At 35.6% G+C, this 19066-nt stretch carries 14 protein-coding genes and 1 pseudogene; 1 reads left to right on the top strand and 14 read right to left on the bottom strand.

Translation table 11 applies throughout. From position 1 onward, the window contains the following. Nucleotides 1-29 precede the first annotated feature (29 nt). The 14 genes and pseudogenes from B5X62_RS08845 to B5X62_RS08785 all read right to left on the bottom strand — a co-directional run bounded on the left by B5X62_RS08845 (nucleotide 30) and on the right by B5X62_RS08785 (nucleotide 17641). Nucleotides 30-1760 carry a sensor histidine kinase gene (locus B5X62_RS08845; RefSeq protein ID WP_079667070.1) on the bottom strand — a complete coding sequence of 577 codons (1731 nt, stop codon included), beginning with the start codon at nucleotides 1758-1760 and terminating at the stop codon, nucleotides 30-32. Nucleotides 1761-1784: 24 nt separating this feature from the next. Further along, a complete protein-coding gene (locus B5X62_RS08840) occupies nucleotides 1785-2909 on the bottom strand; it encodes a histidine kinase (RefSeq protein ID WP_079667069.1) in 1125 nt (374 codons plus the stop codon). A gap of 63 nt (nucleotides 2910-2972) precedes the next feature. Further along, on the bottom strand, nucleotides 2973-4055 hold the full coding sequence (locus B5X62_RS08835; protein ID WP_079667144.1) for a porin: 1083 nt from the start codon (nucleotides 4053-4055) through the stop codon (nucleotides 2973-2975). Nucleotides 4056-4168: 113 nt separating this feature from the next. Then, the gene (locus tag B5X62_RS08830) at nucleotides 4169-4729 is read right to left on the bottom strand and encodes a K(+)-transporting ATPase subunit C (protein ID WP_079667068.1); all 561 of its coding nucleotides are present in this window, start codon (nucleotides 4727-4729) and stop codon (nucleotides 4169-4171) included. Nucleotides 4730-4762: 33 nt separating this feature from the next. Further along, entirely contained in the window at nucleotides 4763-6877 is a 2115-nt protein-coding gene (gene kdpB / locus B5X62_RS08825; RefSeq protein WP_079667067.1) for a potassium-transporting ATPase subunit KdpB, read from the bottom strand. Nucleotides 6878-6890: 13 nt separating this feature from the next. Further along, nucleotides 6891-8573: a potassium-transporting ATPase subunit KdpA gene (kdpA, locus tag B5X62_RS08820; RefSeq protein WP_079667066.1), complete on the bottom strand. Its 1683-nt coding sequence runs from the start codon at nucleotides 8571-8573 to the stop codon at nucleotides 6891-6893. 141 nt (nucleotides 8574-8714) lie between these two features. Beyond that, a complete protein-coding gene (locus B5X62_RS15755) occupies nucleotides 8715-8792 on the bottom strand; it encodes a potassium-transporting ATPase subunit F (RefSeq protein ID WP_079667143.1) in 78 nt (25 codons plus the stop codon). Between the two features lie 432 nt (nucleotides 8793-9224). Next, nucleotides 9225-10565 carry a sigma-54-dependent transcriptional regulator gene (locus tag B5X62_RS08810; RefSeq protein WP_079667065.1) on the bottom strand — a complete coding sequence of 447 codons (1341 nt, stop codon included), beginning with the start codon at nucleotides 10563-10565 and terminating at the stop codon, nucleotides 9225-9227. A 101-nt stretch (nucleotides 10566-10666) separates the two neighbouring features. Beyond that, nucleotides 10667-13723 (bottom strand): annotated as a pseudogene (locus B5X62_RS08805) (DNA polymerase III subunit alpha). Nucleotides 13724-14265: 542 nt separating this feature from the next. Further along, on the bottom strand, nucleotides 14266-14772 hold the full coding sequence (locus B5X62_RS08800) for a YceI family protein (RefSeq protein WP_079667064.1): 507 nt from the start codon (nucleotides 14770-14772) through the stop codon (nucleotides 14266-14268). Between the two features lie 78 nt (nucleotides 14773-14850). Further along, nucleotides 14851-16122, bottom strand: coding sequence for a hypothetical protein (locus B5X62_RS08795; RefSeq protein ID WP_079667063.1), 1272 nt, complete (start codon nucleotides 16120-16122; stop codon nucleotides 14851-14853). Between the two features lie 43 nt (nucleotides 16123-16165). Further along, nucleotides 16166-16711, bottom strand: a complete 546-nt coding sequence (locus B5X62_RS08790; RefSeq protein WP_079667062.1) for a YceI family protein — start codon at nucleotides 16709-16711, stop codon at nucleotides 16166-16168. 438 nt (nucleotides 16712-17149) lie between these two features. Further along, nucleotides 17150-17296 (bottom strand): hypothetical protein, encoded by a 147-nt coding sequence (locus tag B5X62_RS15520; protein ID WP_159447643.1) that lies wholly within the window; start codon nucleotides 17294-17296, stop codon nucleotides 17150-17152. 162 nt (nucleotides 17297-17458) lie between these two features. Continuing rightward, complete coding sequence (locus B5X62_RS08785) at nucleotides 17459-17641, bottom strand: hypothetical protein (protein WP_079667061.1); 183 nt, start codon at nucleotides 17639-17641, stop codon at nucleotides 17459-17461. 31 nt (nucleotides 17642-17672) lie between these two features. On the opposite strand from B5X62_RS08785, the gene dinB reads away from it, so the two are divergent. Next, nucleotides 17673-18824: a DNA polymerase IV gene (dinB, locus tag B5X62_RS08780; protein WP_079667060.1), complete on the top strand. Its 1152-nt coding sequence runs from the start codon at nucleotides 17673-17675 to the stop codon at nucleotides 18822-18824. Nucleotides 18825-19066: the final 242 nt, after the last annotated feature.

Below are 19066 nucleotides of genomic sequence, written 5' to 3'. Positions count from 1 at the left end.
TTTTTAAACTTAAAACTCTTTTATAAGTTCTAAGTATAAGAATTTAATTTAAACCAAAAACGACTGCCCTCACCTATTTCACTTTCTACGAAGATTGTTCCACCTTGGGCTTCAACAAATTGTTTGCTGATGGTAAGTCCGAGACCTGTTCCTTCTTTTCGAGTTCCTGGGATTCGGAAATAGCGATCGAAGATTTTCTCTTGATATTCCTTTTCGATGCCGCGACCTTGATCTTTAACAGCAAACAAAATTTTGTCATTTTCAGGATAAACTTCAACCGTCACTTTCGAATTTTCATGCGAATAACGTATCGCATTTGATAAAAGATTATTAAGAACCCACGAGGTTTTTTCGCTGTCTGCCGTTACAAAGTCCGCATCATCGGAAAGCTTAACTTGGATATCGATTTGCTTTTGTTCGGCAGCCGCTTTATTTGCCATCACCGCATAATCAACAATTTCTGCAACGCTGGATTTTTTGATATTCAGTTGCATTACACCACTTTCGACTTGCGTAATGTTGAGCAACTCAGATGTAATTTTTAATAAACGTTCGGTATCTTCTTTGATGCCGTCAACAAGATTTTTTTGTTCAGAATTTAATTCGCCAATCCTATTATTTTCTAAAAGTTGCAATCCCATTTTAATGGAAGAAATCGGCGTTTTGAACTCATGCGAAACCGTCCCCATAAAGTTGGTTTTAGCCAAATCTAATTCTTTGAAAGGCGTAATATTTTTAAGCATAATAACCTGACCGATAAACTGCGAATCGCTCTCTCCTGTTGGTATAATGTTGATGTCGATAACTTCTTTTTCAAAATAACTTTCTTTAGCATCTGCATAGATTTTCATCGGCTCTTCGTTAGGATTAATAGGAGTCCCAGCAATAATTTCTTTAATCATTTCACGAATTAAATCGTTATTAATAGCGACATCCTGAATTTGTTTTCCGACAAGTTGTTCTTTTTTTAAACCCGAAATTTTTAAGGCTTCATCATTTACAAAAAGGACGATTTTATGTTCATCAATTCCGATGACAGGATCGTGCATATTGTCGATAAGTGTTTCTATACGACGTTTTCCTTTGATGATACGATCGAGTTTACTTTCAGAATAAGCCTGAATTTTTTCTGCCATAATGTTAAAAGATCGCGCTAACTCTCCAAATTCGCTGTGGCTCTCAAAATGGACACGTTCTTTGTAATTTTGATTTGCAATTTGCTTAATACTGTTCGACAATTCTTGGATTGGATTTGCAATATTAGCTGGTAAATTAATTAATAAAATAAATGCTAAAAGAAAACACAAAGTCCCAACCACCGATACGACTGTAATTGCATTGTACGCTGTTGTGTCTGCGATGCTACTTTTATGTTCGATAGCTTCCATGTTAAGCCGCATTAGTTCTGCAATATCTTTCCTAATAGAGGAAATAATCTGCTGATTTTCTGGCTCTGTTTTTAATAATTCAAAATGGCTAGCAACATTTTCGGTAGCTTCTTTTTCGCCAAGTTCTGTTACATTTTTTTGTTGTTTCTGGAGGTGTTTTTGAAAGGTCGAAAATGCCATTGGATCGGACTTAACATCTTCCAAAGTCAGCAACATATTACGAGAATACAACAAGGTATTGTAATTGGCCATCAATATATTATTGGTGTCGCGTTTTAACTGATTGATGTACCATCCACTAACGACAGAAAGTACAATAATCATCAAAAAAAGGAAACCTACACCAAAGGTTAATTTTGTTTTTATTTTCATCTCAAATTGCGTATCTGTGGTATATTAGCTAAGAATTACCAAATCTATTTTTTCTTTTTCTAAACGGTTAAGAAGACTATTAAAAGTATCGGTTGCCAACACGATTTTCCAAAGTTTAAGCCTTGGTTTCCCGATGCATACAGTTGTAATCTTGCGCTGGTCACATTGTTCGATAATACTTTTGGTTACATTAGAAGCCTCCACTTTTATAATTTCGGCGCCCAATTCTGTCGCTAATTTAAAATTATTAATTAAATGTCGTTGCTTATCCAAAGCTATTTTGTCAGCACTTTCTTTCGGAATTTGCACATACAGTACAAACCATTTGCTGTTATAATAATTTGCTAAACGAGCCGTTTTTCTAATAACATTTTTCGCGGTTTTTTCGTTGGAACTTATACAAGCCAAAAATTTTTCTTTCTTAGTATTTTTTGGTAGTACAACTTCTGTTTCAACTTTTCTTTGTACTTGCGATGCGACTTCTTTCAGCGCTAATTCGCGAAGTTGCAGAATATGTTCGGATTTAAAAAAGTTAGTTAACGCAGACTGAATTTTGGTTTGATCATAAATCTTGCCCTGAGTCAATCGACTAATCAACTCTTCGGCAGTTAAATCGATATTAACAACCTCATCAGCCTGCGCTAAAACACTATCAGGAATTCTTTCTTTAACCTCTACACCTGTAATCTGCCGAACTTCTTCATTAAGACTTTCGATATGTTGAATATTAACCGCGCTTATCACGTTAATACCAGCATCCAAAATATCCATCACATCTTGCCAGCGTTTTTCGTTTTTGCTACCTTCGATATTGGTATGCGCCAACTCATCAACAATAACCACTTCGGGATGCATATTGATTACCGTTGCAACATCCAACTCTTCCAATTCTTTGCCTTTATAGAATAATTTGCGACGCGCAATCATCGGAAGACCTTCGAGTAATGCATGGGTTTCTTTACGATTATGAGTCTCGATGTACGCAATTTTGACATCAATATTGTTAGCTAAAAGACTATGCGCCTCTTGAAGCATACGGTAGGTTTTTCCAACGCCAGCACTCATCCCGATGTAGATTTTGAATTTTCCACGGCGAGATTTTTTAATGAGATCTAGAAATTCTTCTGCAGATTTGCGTGTTTCCTCCATGTTATGTTTAATTCTAATCGAATAGTATAAGTTACTTAAAATTAAGTAAAACGATTATTTCCATTAAAAACTGACTGCCAGAGATGTCGTTACAAAATAGTTGTTAGGAACCAACTGGTTATCTTTTTCAAAAATTCTATCTTTCGACGATAAGCCACGGGCTTCAATACGCCACATTACATTATCTAAGATTTTGTAATCGTAATTGATTGAATATCCAAAAGTTTGAAATCCATTTTTAGTTTCCGTAGGAATCATCACACCATTTTTATCATTATAATATTCTAACCTTGCACTTAGTCTGCTTTTTTCATTGGGTGTAAAATGCGCCATCATCACAGGCGAATACCAGCAATTATATTGGCTACTAGCTTTTTCTTTCTGTTCTACACCAATGTCGAATCCAGCTAATAATGCCCATTTTTCGTTTAATTGAAAATTGGCATAAAGGTCATGAAAATAACGCATCTGGCGAAGGCTATCTGTTTTATCATTACCAATGAAAGAGCTACTATTAATACTTATTTTATCATTGAATTTATAAGTCAATTGATGACCAAAGGAAATGGAGTTATTGCCATCTACTTTTTGGATCCTTTGCCAACCATTAAGCACCAATCCGGCAAGATACAATTTGCCGTTATCCGAGGTGTAAGATACGCGCGCACCAGTCTCAAAATAAGGCGAATTTTCGGCAGCAATACTTCTTGTTAAAGTCCAACAATCGGTTCCAATAGCACTTTCCCAACCGATATGAGAAGGTAAAACCCCAGCATCTAACCAAATATCTTTGGATTTTGATACCTTAACTCCAATGTTAGCTTCGTATATATTTTTAAGTACACCTGACTCTGCAGCATAATTCGCATTCATGTAAGTACCAGTCCCCAAAGCGATGTTAGCTCGTACATTCTCTTTGTTATATGACGCTTTTATCATACCGATATTAAGATTAACTTCATTATGACGCTGAAATGCGTACATAAAATTGGGACGATTGTGATGACTTGGATTTCCGAAATCGTAGCTATAATAGATATCAGCATATCCACTGATTTTTAAAGGAGATTCTTGTTTCAAAGAATCGATTTGTGCATAAGACATTGTAGTAAATAATGTCATAATGCCGAAGAAAAGTTTTTTCATTGTTTTGAAGAAATTTTCCGGCAAGCCTTACAACTTGCCGAAAAACAAAATATAAATTAATAAATATGGATTCTTTAGAAATTGACGAATAATAGTCATCCGTCAATCATTTTTTAGTGTAATTGATCTAGCGCAATATTGAGCTTCAACACATTAATTTTTTCTGGTCCAAAAAGTCCTAATGCAGGTTTTTCGGTTTCAGTTTTTATTAGATCTAAAACTTTAGTTTCAGAAAGTTGACGAAGACTTGCAATTCTTTTAGCTTGTACCTCTGCAGCTTTTACAGAAATATGAGGATCTAGACCTGATCCACTCGCTGTAATCATATCCACTGGGATCTCTTGTTTTGCAATACCAGGATTGTGTTTCTGAAAATTCGCAATTCTCGCCTCTACTTCTTTAAGATATTCTGGATTGGTTGCGCCTTTGTTACTAGCGCCAGAACCTGCTGCGTTGTAATCTACAGCTGATGGTCTCGACCAAAAGTAGTTGTCATTATCAAATTTTTGTCCCACATTCGAGTAGTATTTTTTGCCTTGATAAGTTACAATTTCACCTTTTCCTTGGTTAGGACTCAACTGGGCAATTCCCCACATCAAAGCTGGATAAGCAACAGCCAAAACAAGTATCAAAACTAAACTCATACGCAAGGCTGGTAATATATTATTTTTCATTTTTTTAAATTTTAAATAAAAACAAGTCAATGATTAAAAGAAGAATGACAGTAGAATATCGATGATTTTAATCCCTATAAACGGGACGATAATACCACCAAGTCCGTAGATAAATAGATTTCTTCTTAATAAAGCCGAAGCTCCAATTGGTTTGTATGCAACACCTTTCAACGCCAACGGAATTAAAATCGGGATAATAATCGCATTGAAAATAATCGCAGAAAGAATAGCTGACTCTGGCGAATGCAATCGCATGATATTAAGTCCTTGCAAAGCTGGAATTGCGGCAATAAAAAGCGCTGGAATAATGGCAAAATATTTGGCAACATCATTCGCAATACTAAATGTGGTCAGCGTTCCACGCGTCATCAAAAGCTGTTTTCCGATTTCTACAATCTCGATCAACTTCGTTGGATCATTATCCAAATCGACCATGTTTCCGGCTTCTTTGGCTGCTTGCGTTCCACTGTTCATCGCGACGCCGACATCAGCTTGTGCCAAGGCTGGTGCATCGTTGGTACCGTCGCCCATCATCGCTACCAATCTTCCTTCGGATTGTTCTTTTTTGATGTAATTCATTTTATCCTCAGGTTTTGCTTCTGCGATAAAGTCGTCTACACCAGCTTTCTCTGCAATATATTTCGCAGTTAAGGGATTGTCACCAGTAACCATCACGGTTTTAATTCCCATTTTGCGAAGTCTTTCGAAACGCTCTTGGATGCCTGGCTTGATAATATCTTGAAGTTCGATAACGCCTAATACTTTCTCATTTTCTGCCAAAACTAAAGGCGTTCCACCGTTAGTCGAGATTCGGGTTACTTCTTCAGCAATCTCTTTTGGAACTGTATTTCCAGCTTTTTCCACTAAATTTTTAATAGCATCAAAAGCACCTTTTCTAATTCTTTGATTTTCGAAATCCAGTCCAGAACTTCTCGTCTCTGCCGTGAATTTTATAAATTGAATTTTAGACAAGGCATAATTCAACATTGTTCCGCGGTTGTTATACGCGATTTTCTCGCTGTCCGTTGTCCATTGTCCTTCGTCCTGTTGTGCTGCCAACTCCACAATCGACTTACCTTCTGGCGTTTCGTCCGTTAATGAACTTAAAGCGATAACATTTAGAAAATGTTGACTTTCTACTCCTTGTGCTGCAAAAAAGTTAGTCGCTTTACGATTTCCGATCGTGATCGTTCCGGTTTTATCCAAAAGTAAAACATCGATATCACCAGCCGTTTCTACAGCTTTACCACTTTTAGTAATAACATTGGCACGCAAAGCTCTGTCCATCCCCGCAATCCCAATCGCAGAAAGCAATCCACCAATCGTTGTCGGAATAAGACAAACAAATAATGAGATAAATGCTGCAATCGTAATTGGCGCTTGTGCGTAATCTGCAAAAGGTTTTAGCGTTACTGTAACGATGATAAACACTAATGTAAAGCCAGCCAATAAGATTGTTAAAGCAATTTCGTTAGGTGTTTTTTGACGTGCTGCACCTTCTACCAATGCAATCATTTTGTCCAAAAAACTTTCGCCTTGTTCGGTTGTTGCAACCACTTTAATTTGGTCAGACAAAACTTTAGTTCCGCCAGTCACACTACTTTTGTCACCGCCAGCCTCACGAATGACAGGCGCACTTTCGCCAGTAATGGCACTTTCGTCAATCGTTGCCAAACCTTCGATAATTTCGCCATCGGCAGGAATAATATCGCCCGCTTCGCAAAGGAAAATATCGCCTTTCTTTAAAGTTGATGAGTTGATAACCGTAATCGGATATTGATCAGATTTTTCACGCGAAAATTCACCGTTTCCGATATTTAGTTTTTTTGCGGGCGTTTCTTCTCTTGTTTTTCTAAGACTATCCGCTTGTGCTTTTCCTCTGGCTTCTGCGATAGCTTCAGCAAAATTTGCAAAAAGCAAAGTCACAAATAAGATTAAAAAAACTGCAAAATTGTATGCAAAACTGCCTTGTGATTTTTCGCCAAGTAGCGTCCAAATACTAACGCAGAGCATAATAACTGTCCCTATTTCTACCAAAAACATAATTGGATTACGGAACATTGTTTTAGGGTTTAGTTTCACAAAAGATTCTGCGAGTGCTGTTTGCACCATATCTTTTTGAAACAATGATTTATTTTGAGATTTCATTTTCTGTTAAAATTTATTTTATAGAAAAATATTCAGCGATTGGTCCCAAGGCAAGTGATGGGAAAAATGCAAGTGCTGCAATGATGATGATAACGGCAAAAACCATTAATCCAAAAGTTGCGGTGTCGGTTTTTAAAGTACCTGCACTTTCTGGGATAAAGCGTTTCTCAGCCAATAATCCAGCGATGGCAACAGGACCGATAATTGGAAGATAACGGCTAAGGATTAATACAAATCCTGTCGAGATATTCCACCAAGGCGTGTTATCACCAAGTCCTTCGAAACCACTTCCGTTATTAGCTGATGCGGAAGTAAATTCGTACAACATTTCGCTAAATCCGTGGAAACCTGGATTATTAAGCGTTGCTGCGCCTTCACTTGGCATTGCCGCTGTTAAAGCTGTACCAACAAGAATTAAGAAAGGATGTAAAAGTGCTATCATCATAGCGATTTTCATTTCGCGCGCTTCAATTTTTTTACCCAAAAATTCAGGCGTTCTACCTACCATTAATCCGCTGATGAAAACAGCCAAAATAATAAAGACGAAAAAGTTAAGAATACCAACGCCACCGTAGAAAGCATTAATCATCATTGCTAACAGCTCATTCATCCCAGATAAAGGCATCGAACTGTCTTGCATTGCATTAATAGATCCTGTCGAGATAACTGTCGTTACAATACTCCAGAAGCCTGATGCCGCCGCACCAATTCGGGATTCTTTACCTTCCATCGCACCTAGTGCATTATCAATCCCCATGGACGAAATCATTGGATTCCCATTCATCTCCGTAATGATATTTGGTACAGCTAATGCAAGAAAACCAACAGTCATTACACCATAGATCATCCAAGACAATTTTCGACGTTTAATAAAGAATCCAAAAGCGAAAACCATTGCCACAGGAATTATGAACTGCGCAATCATCTCCGTCATATTACTTATATAAGTTGGGTTTTCTAAAGGATGAATACTATTAACTCCGAAAAATCCTCCACCATTGGTTCCTAAATGTTTAATAGCGATAAAAGCTGCAGCAGGACCACGAGAAACTTCGACTTTATCACCTTGGAAATTAACAATTGCGTCTTTACCTTCAAAAGTCATTGGTGTACCTTGGAAAGCCAAAATACTTGCAACAACTATAGACATTGGTAAAAGAATACGTGTACAAGATTTCACAAAGAAGTTGTAAAAATTACCGAGTTGCGTTGTTGTTTTGTCTCTAAATGCGCGGAAAACAACTGCAGCAGCAGCCATACCAACACCCGCACTTACGAATTGTAAAAACATCAACCACATTTGTCCCAAATACGACATGCCCGTTTCTCCAGAATAATGCTGAAGATTACAGTTAACCATGAAAGAGATAATTGTATTAAATGCTAAATCTGCAGACATGCTAGGATTATGATCAGGATTAAGAGGCAAGCTACCTTGTGTCATCAAAATAACCATACCTAATAGAAACCAAACCAAATTGATTGTTATTAAGGCTTGAAGGTGTTTTTGCCACGTCATTTCTGCATTAGGATTAACACCTGCAACTTTAAAAATTAGTTTTTCTAGTGGACCGAAAATCCGATTTCCACTTTTACTTTCTCCGCCATATACTCTGGCAATGTATTTCCCTAGCGGAAAAGCCAGCAGCATTGTTAGCGTAAACATGGCTATAACGCCTAGTATTTCTGTATTCATTTCTGAAAAAAATATTTTATAGAATTATTAAATCTGCTTTAGCCGAATCAAAGCCAAGTATATTATGGCAACAACAAATGCCCACATCATTAATACAATAAAAAAATTGTGAATTTGCTTTTTGATTTCGGGTTTCATTTTTTAGAATTTTTCCGGTTTTAGCAATACATAGATGATGTAGATAAACACCATGATTGCGATAATAAATAGTAATGTCATTTTTATAAATTTTGAATTTTGATCTGTAATTACATTTTTTCGAAAAAGTCAATGGCTTTATAAAAAATTGCAAAACACATAATTCCTGCAAGGACTAGAATAATTGTAAGCATGAGTGGAAAATTTAATCATGATAAAAATTGAGCGATGGCACATGCGACAAATCCGAAGATTGCAATTCCCAAAACAATATGTTTGGGTTTTATACCGTAATGATGAAACTGTGTTCGTCTTACTAAATGAATTTTTTGAGCTTTTGTTCTCATATATTTATTTTATTTGTTCGAAAACACTAATGCCAAAACATAATCCATTTTAGAAATAAAATATTTAAAATATTAATTATCAAAGCATTATCAAATAAAAGCTTAATTCCAAACACAAAAAAAGCCTATCAAAATGATAGGCTTCTTCTCAAAACGATACTATTTTTTAGAGTTGGTACTCTTCTATTTTTCGGTACAAAGTTGCAATTCCGATTTCCATGAGGCGCGCCGCTTCGGCTTTGTTACCTTTGGTAAATTTCAAAATCTTTTGGATATGTTGCTTTTCTATATTCGCCATCGAAAACTCAGACAAATCATTATCCTTAGCAGAAGCCGAATTAACAATGAAATCCAAAGGAAGGCTTTCTAACAAAAGTTCGGAACCGTCGGTTAAAATAACACTTCGTTCGATGATATTGCGAAGCTCACGTATATTACCCTTCCAGTTGTGTTTTTGCAAAGCCTCCAAATATTCTGGTGAAATCGACGCAATATGTTTGGAAGATTTAACGGAAAATTTAGATAAGAAAAACCGTGCTAATGCAGGAATATCGGCAACTCGGTCGCGTAAAGACGGCAACGAAATTTGGAAAACCGCAATCCTGTAAAACAAATCTTCTCGGAAATTAGCAGCATCAATTTCTTGTTGCAAGTTGCGATTGGTCGCTGCAATAATCCGTACATTCACCTTTATTGGTTTGGTATCACCGACTTTCAAAAACTCGCCAGATTCTAGAACTCGCAATAATTTGGCTTGTAAATCGAGCGGCATTTCACCAATCTCGTCAAGGAAAACCGTTCCGTTATTGGCTTCTTCAAAAATACCTTTTGCATCTTTAGTTGCGCCAGTAAAAGCACCAGCTTTGTGTCCAAACAATTCATTTTCTAAAAGTTCTTTGCTAAACGCCGAACAATTGACCGCAATAAAATTCTGCTTACTTCGTAAACTAGCATTATGAATGGCTTGTGCAAAAACTTCTTTTCCCGTTCCTGTTTCGCCAGTCAACAAAACTGTTGCGTCCGTTGTTGCGACTTTCTTTGCTGAATCTATTGCCAACTTCAGCGACTTCGAATCGCCAACAATACTGTCAAATGATTGTTGATTTCCTAACTGTTTTTCAAGTTGAAGAACGCGACGATTGAGCTTAACTTTTTCGGCAGCTTTGTAAACCAATGGAATAATTTTGTTATTGTCATCGCCTTTAGTAATATAGTCGAATGCACCATTTTTAATCGCTTGGACACCGTCTGGAATGTTTCCAAACGCGGTCAACAAAATAACTTCAATCGCTGGATATTGGCTTTTTACCAATTTAGAAAAATCGACGCCGCTGCCGTCCGGCAATTTGACATCGCAAACCACAACATCAATATCTTCTAGTTCTAAACGCTTGGAGGCTGCTTTCAGATTAGAAACAGTGATAACATCAAAATCTTCAAGACCCAAAATTCGGGCTAATAAAGTTCTGATTTTTTCTTCGTCGTCGATGATAAGTACTGCTGCCATTGATAAAATAAAAGACAAAGGTAAAAGAATAAAATTTGATTTTATTGCTACTTTGAAATATAGAGTTCGCAATGCCCAAAACAAATCTTAACAAACAATTATTATTTTTCGAACCTCTGTCTCGGCAAGCCAATTTCGTGCTCTTGTGGGTACGGTTTTCGGTGCGTCATGCTGATGTCTTCTTTTAGATTTTGCAGAACTTCAAAGCGCTTTTCTTCTGTGGAATGATAGCGCGGATCAGGAATCATCGGCATTTTCGCCATTTTGTGAATTGTAATCGTCGGAAAATGAAAATCGACTTCCACAGTTCCCAAAAGTAAATAACAACCGCCACCTTGAAAATCGTATTCTTTTAAACTATCAGGAAAATGCGCGGTATCGAAATAATCACCATTTACGTCAATCCAAGTTCCGAAATACATCGTTCCTTTCTTTGTGGGAACGTGTTTTCGCGAAATAAGATATGCCAACATTCGCACTTGTTTTTTATGATTTTGAAGTAAATCTTTCACAAAAATATCACCTCGAAATTTGGTTTGCAACAAGTCAAAAGGTGTACAAGAAACGGTAAAACCAATCAATTCGAATTCATCAAAAGCATCTTCAAAAGGCTCTCTTTTCAGTTGTGGAAGCCGATATTCTTGGATTGGTTCTTCAATAAGCATCAAACCTCTATTTTCTGGTTTAAAATTGACTAAAAGCAATCTCGCCTCGACGAGCAATTCGTTTTTTTGTTTTCCTGTAAACCTGAAAGCATCAATAAAAATTAGGATTTGTATCGTTTCCAAACCAACGGGAATTCAACGAATAAAATCGTGTAAAGATTTAAAATCTCCATTTTTATTGCGTTCTTCGGCAATTCCATGTGCAATTTTAGATTCTAGCCCATCTAAAAGCATAAAACCTAAATAAATTTCTTTTCCTTTTAAAACCGTTTGAAAACAACTCGTATTAACACAAGGATTTCTAATGATTCCACCCGACATTTTAGCTTCGTGAACATAAACTTCGGTACGGTAAAAACCTCCTTGATTGTTAATCACCGAAACCATAAATTCCAGCGGATAATAAACTTTAAGATACAAACTTTGATAACTTTCGACCGCATACGACGCGGAATGCGCCTTACAAAACGAATATCCTGCAAAAGATTCTATCTGTCGATAGGCTTCTGCAGTCAGTTTTTCGGAATGCCCTTTTTCTTTACAAGATTTGAAAAAATTATTTTTTACTTCTTGAAGTTTTTGGATAGAACGACTTTTGCCACTCATCGCTCTTCGCAGAATATCGCCGTCCGCCAAAGTTAAACCTCCAAAATACTGTGCAATTTTAATCACATCTTCCTGATAGACCATGATTCCGTAGGTTTCCTTTAAATGCTTTTCAAATTCGGGATGAAAAAACTCAAACTTATCGGGATTATTATGTCGAAAAATATACTCCCGCATCATTCCACTTTGCGCCACACCAGGACGAATAATGGAGGAAGCCGCAACCAAAACCTTGTAATTATTGCACTTCAAACGGCGCAGCAAACCACGCATCGCAGGAGATTCGATGTAAAAACAGCCGATGGTTTTTCCAATCTGCAAATATTCGTTGGTTTTTGCTTCATCTTTAGATAAACTCGTGTCGCGAATATCAACGTCGATTCCGCGGATTTCTTTAATGAGTTTTACAGTGTCATTAATCGTTCCTAAGCCACGTTGCGACAAAATATCGAGTTTTTCGAGCTTAATATCTTCGGCAACATTCATGTCAAACTGAACAATCGGAAAACCTTTCGGCGGCATTTCCAACGCGGTGAAATTCGTAATCGGCTCCTCGGAAATCAAAATTCCACAAGCGTGCATACTGCGCTGGTTCGGGAATTTTTCCAGCAATAATCCATATTTATGAACCATTTTCACCACATCATTTTTATCATGCGTCGCCATTGGATTTTTCGCCAATGCATCGAGTTCTTCTTTGGGCAAACCAAATGCTTTCCCCACTTCCCGAAAAATCGAGCGGTATTTAAACTCTACATTCGTTCCGCAAAAAGCAACATGATCGCGACCATAACGATTAAAAATATATTCTAAAATCGTATCCCGATCTTGCCAACTCCAATCGATATCGAAATCGGGCGGAGATTTTCGGTTTAAATTTAAAAATCGCTCAAAATACAAATCCAATTCGAGCGGACAAATATCCGTGATTCCCAAACAATAACTGACGATAGAGTTGGCGCCACTTCCGCGTCCAACATGCATAAAACCCATCTTATTACTATACTGAACAATATCCCAAGTGATGAGAAAATAAGCACAAAAATTAAGTTCATCGATAACTTTCAGCTCTTTTTCAACTCTTTTTTTGGCGACTTCATGGTTCAACCCATAGCGTTTTTCCAAACCAGAATAGGCTAGTTTTTTAAGAAGTTCTACATCTTCTTTCTTGGATTTTGTATAGGAACTTTTGTTCTTAACCTTTTCAAAATCAAACTCAAAACTGCATTGTTTCACTAAATTTTCGGTATTCTCTATTAATTGAGGATGAAATTTAAATTCATCTTTTAGCTGTGATAAAGCTTTGAAACGCTCGTTAGCTTTACAACAATCCTTATCATTGAGTTTTGCAATTAACGTATTAAGTTCAATAGCACGTAAAATCTTATGAAGATTGAATTCTTTTTGCGAACTCACCGTCACAGGCTGCCAAACGAGCATTTTGTGTTGTAAATCCTTTAATTCAGGGCGGATTAAAAAATTGAGTTCTTCTTCTCGAATGCCAATAAACTCGTTTTCTAAAAGTTTTTCGGGGATATTTTCTAAAGGATAAACTACAAAAACCTGCTTGAAATCTGGATTTTGTATTGGTAAATCGATGTCGTGACAATTATAATTGGTCAACATTTTATTGATTTCACCAATCCCTGAAAACTCCTTTGCAATGCAGATGTACAGTAATTTATTATCTTTTCTGATTTCTACACCAACGATAGGTTTAATACCATTTTCCTCACATTTCTTCTTGAAATCGTAGATTCCCGTTACGGTATTAATGTCGGTTAACACCAATTCTTTTAAACCAAAATATGCCGCTTGCTCCACCAAATCGTCGATGGATAAAGTGCCGTAACGCAGGCTGTGATATGAATGACAGTTGATGAACATGGGAGGATTTGAGGTTTGAAATTTGAGATTCGAGATTCGAGATTCGTGACGTAAAACATTAAACCGAAAACCCGAAAACCACAATATATATCGCTTTATTAATAAAGTTAGATATTGCGTCAGTTCGAGTAGCGAAGCGTATCGAGAACTTTTTTTACTAACCTATTCTTTACAAATTTTTTTCATGTTTTTAGTCCCTTAGAAAACTAACTAACAAAGTATTTAAACAAAGCAACAGATACCCAAAATTGTAAAACATTTTCATCAAAAATCTTAAAAAATCTTAAAATCAAAGTTATGGAAAAAAGTAAGATAAGATAGTACATCAGATAAAAAACATTAAAGAATAAGAGCAAGTCTTATACAATATAACTTTACTTATATAAGTTGTAATTTCAGTTATTTTTTTTGCTTATATGACCATGTTGTGCCACTCAAAGCAACAAAGTTTTAAATAAAAAATTATCATTTCAAACAAAAAGGAGTTGCCTTTCGACAACCCCAAATAAAAAAACGTAGAATTTATATAAAGTGTGCTTTTACTAGATTTTGGCATCTAAACAAAATTGCAATGACAACTCGTCTTTGACAACCACAACGCCGCCCATCTTCTTTGGAGGTGTGATTTGGAAGTCACTGAATTTTACATTTCTTTTGCCGTTTAACCTCCCATTTTGGTTTGAAAAATTAATTTGATACTTCTGAGTTTTGTTCATTATTTTGACTTCAACATTCGCTAAATATTGATTGTTACTGGTTTTAGAAAAGTTCAAAAACTTAACATACATAGTCGGATATTGCTTCTCAGAAAGTGTCTTTTTGAAATCGTTGGTCATCACTCGGTTTTTACAATCGAATCCATTGACTTTAATTTCGAGTTCGGGAAGTTGTGCTTTGCTAAAATTGATGCTATTGCTATCATTAGAAATATCATTAACACATTTGAAGCTATTGATGTTGGTTTTGCCATTTATTTCAATAAAATTTTGCTGTCCAAACATCATCAAAGCACCAAAAACAGCAAAAGAAAAAATGTATAAGCGTTTCATTTTAATAAAAATTAAAAGAGGGAAGATGTCCGAGAAATAATCTTCCCTCTAACACAAACAATATTAACTATCAATTATTTAGAATGAAATAGCCGCTTCTAGGACTACGCCATTGAATTTTCCGTCGTACAAAATATTTGCTGGAGAATATCCATCGTATTTTTGATTAACATATTCTGCTTTCGCCATGATATTTTTAGTCATAAACCAGCCACCACCAACGTTGTATCTTTTAACTTCTACGTTGCTTTTGTCTGCCATTTCACCTTTAACCATGTTGTAACGACCGCCCACATAAAGGTTCTCGTTGTTTCCGAATCGATACAAAAGTTCTGCGCCGTATTGGTTCCATGTTCTTCTGTCAACCTCTGTAAAGTTTCTTCCAGAAGCATTTTCAAAGATTCCGAAGAATTCTAAACCTTGGTATTTAACAAAAGGGTTAATCATGACGCTAGTTACTTTGTTCTTAAAATCTGGGATAACCTGTCCAGATCTGAAATTAGCAGAAGATGTAGCCGCGGCATTTTCCATCACATAATAATATCTAGATCCAGCTCTGTCACCGTCATAGAAATCTAATCTCTGTGTTTGCGCCGCATTGTAAACCGAACCTGTCAAACGAACTCTAAGATCATTGTTAACTTGCTTGTCATAACCAATTTTTGCGTAGACAGAAGGACTTGTTCCGCCTGTAGCATTTTGGTTAAGTCGCCCGTTGGTAACACCCGCCATTCCTAAAAAGCCATTTCTTTGATAATAAACTTCTGCAAAAACCATTGTTGCATAGGCGTCCATTAGATAATTTCCTACAAATGGATTTCGGATTGTGTATGCGTTGTCACTTCTTCTAAAATGCGCATCACCGTAATTGATCTCATCTTGTCCAACTTTAATAGTTGCATATTTCATAAAATCTCCAAGAAAATCCTTTTTAATAAAGTCTAATTTGTCAATTTGTAAATAACCACCTTTTACATAAGTTTCGTTGTGGTGGCGAGACGACAAGAACGTTCTCAAGTGCAAATTAACACCATCATATAAAGCAACATCGATATCCAAATTGGCTGTTGGTAAGTTAAAGTTGTTCCCGATGTTATACAATTTTGTAGCTGGATTATTTTGATCTGCACCGCTCTCATGTTTAACCCCTTGGAATTGTAGTGCGAAGGCACCGCCAACTCTTACCTTTAGTTTTTCAAACGTTGTCACAGAGTCTTTTGGACTTTCGAATTGGTTAACGCCATGTTGATCTCTTGGTGAAAAGTTATCAAATTTTTGTTCTTGCGCATGTCCTAATCCACTGAAGAAAATGGCTGCTAAAGCTGTTGTTTTAAGTATATTTAATTTCATAGTTTCTTATTTAATATTGTTAAAAAATGTGTTGACTTAGTTCTTATTTTGTACTAATATTGAAATTGATATTGATCTCATCGCCCGATTTTATAGTTCCCATCATCACACTAGGAGGTTTAATCCCGAAAGTTGTCATTTTCAATTTTGTACTTCCTTTAATGTTGTAAGAATTCCCACTTTTAGTAACATTAACAGGAATGCTAATATTTTTGGTGACATTGCTGATGGTCATATTACCTTGCACGGTTGCACTTCCGCTAGTTGGTAAACTACTTGTTGTAAAGACAATGTCAGGATATTTGTCTGTATTAAGTGCCTTGTAGGCGTTTTTGTCTAAAGAAGAATCTTTACTTTTTAGGCTAGTTGCTTTCAGTACAAATTTTACATCTTCGATTTTGTTGCCTTTAACATCGCCTGAAAAGGTCGATTGAGTGGAAGTCATATCCCATTTATGCAAAGTCGAAGTGCCATCTATTTTTACATTTGAAGATTGTTGACTTATTTTTTGTGCATTTACTAAATTGATAGAAAGCCCAAACATTAATGCTCCAACTAAAATTCCAATTTTCTTGTAAGTAGTTTTCATATCTTTAAGTTTATATATTTATTATTGAATAATCTTTCGTTATTTTGTATTACAAATTTATAAACATTGTATTTTGTGTTAAAATATTTTGATATGATAAAAATCCTAACAGTTGTTAGTTTTTATTGTTTTTGCATTAAATTTAACTTTTTTGTGTTTTTTTAATATGTATTAAATGATTGTATGTAGAAATACAAAGAAATATGGATGTTAATTGAAGAAAAAATATTTAATAGTCGATGAATAGGACTTTTGAGTGATAAAAATCAAGGTTTGAGAACTCTATTTTGACAAGAAAAATTGTAAATTAATAGAATTGAATATCCATCATGAAATCAATGACATTATCTAAATGAATAGTGATAAAACTATTATCTATTTCTAATCTCACATTTTAAAAATAAAAAAGCCTATTTTTAAACAAATAGGCTTTGTAATTTATTTATTGATTTGATTGGTTTCGTTAAGATTGTTAAAGATATCTGGGAAAAGTGCGGCTATCGCAAAGTATCCAATTATCATTAATACAATAACTACAAACAAAACAATAACAAATATTGGAGGTTTATTTTTTAGATTTTTCATAATATAAAGTTTTGATGTACTAAATATCGATGCAAAAATCATTCTTATTTTGTATTTGTTTTAAATAAATGAATATGTTTTAAAATAATTAAATCTAAACTTAGAGTTTTTATAAGAGCTTTAATCAATTACAACTTTTATCCAATTTCAAGAATAAATACTTTACATAATTTTAAAAATATTCATCACAGCCTGAATAAAATCTTCATATTTTGCATATCGAACACGGGTAATGAGCAACGAATCGGCTACTTTTTGCTGCGAAATTTCTTGTTGACTTCTCAAAAAGTGCATGCTATCGGACAAAATCAATATTGTTACAATTTGTATCGTTAAATATTTCATTTATTGATATAAAACATACTAATTTTGTAAAATGGATCGTGCAATTGTACATATGGATTTGGACACTTTTTTTGTATCATGCGAGAGACGGAACAATTCTGAACTTAATGGTATCCCTTTGATAATCGGCGGTGGCGATCGTGGTGTGGTGGCGTCTTGCTCTTACGAAGCGCGTAAATTTGGGGTTCGTTCTGCGATGCCCATTCGTATGGCACTGAAGCTGTGTCCCGATGCAAAAATTATCCGTGGCGATCACGAATTGTACTCTAATTTATCACATCTTGTAACCGAAATTATTCAAGAAAAAGTTCCTGTGATGGAGAAAGCGAGTATTGATGAATTTTATCTCGATTTATCTGGAATGGACAAGTTTTTCGGGTGCTATCAATGGACGACAGAAATTGCTGAAGCGGTAAAAAAAGAAGCTGGTTTGCCCATCAGTTTTGCATTATCTACGAACAAAACCGTTTCTAAAATTGGGACTGGTGAAGCCAAACCTTTAGGGAAATTGGAGATTAAAGAAGCGCTTGTGAAACCATTTTTAAATCCGCTATCCATCAAGAAAATTCCGATGGTGGGAAATGTTACGTTTCAATTATTATCAAGAATCGGGATTAGAACGATACAAACTTTGTCGGAAATGCCTGTTCATATGCTTCAACAGATGATTGGTAAAAACGGTACCGAACTTTGGAAAAAAGCCAACGGAATTGATGAAAATCCCGTCATTCCTTATTCTGAAAGAAAATCGATTTCCACAGAACGAACATTCACCAACGATACCATGGATATTGTCGCTCTAAAAGGTTTGATTGCTGGAATGGCGGAGCAACTAGCGTATCAACTTCGGAAAGAAAAATGGTTGACTTCCACAGTAACTTTAAAAATTCGATATGCCAATTTCGACACCGAAACCAAGCAGTGCAGAGTTGCTTATACGGCTGTAGATCATACTTTGTCGCGAGTTGCGTTGGATCTTTTCGAGAAATTATATACCCGAAGAATGCGTTTGCGATTGGTCGGACTCCGATTTACGAATCTTGTTCACGGTCAACATCAAATGGATTTATTTGAAGACACCGAAGAGCTAATCAACCTCTATCAAAGCATGGATTATCTCAAAAATAGGTTTGGCTCCAATGCAGTCGGTCGAGCGGCGGGTTTTAATGTGTTGAAAGTGTAAATTTTCAATGATTGAAACTTCTTGTTTAGAGTCAATCTGGATAAAACAAATGCCATTTTTTAATTAAAAACATTTAACTTTTAATGTTTTATAATAAAATTTCTTTTTTGTTTTATTTAGCATAATCTACAATGCTTATTGAGCGAAAAGACGAAAGATATAGCATTTCGACTACGCTCAATATAAACCCTAGCGGGATTAGCTCCTAAAAAAACAATTTAGTTTTCAAAGTATATAAAATC

The sequence above is a fragment of the Soonwooa buanensis genome, from assembly GCF_900167905.1.
GTDB lineage: Bacteria > Bacteroidota > Bacteroidia > Flavobacteriales > Weeksellaceae > Soonwooa > Soonwooa buanensis.
The sequence above is the reverse complement of the archived record's forward strand: the minus strand, read 5'-3'. Positions and strand labels throughout refer to the sequence as shown.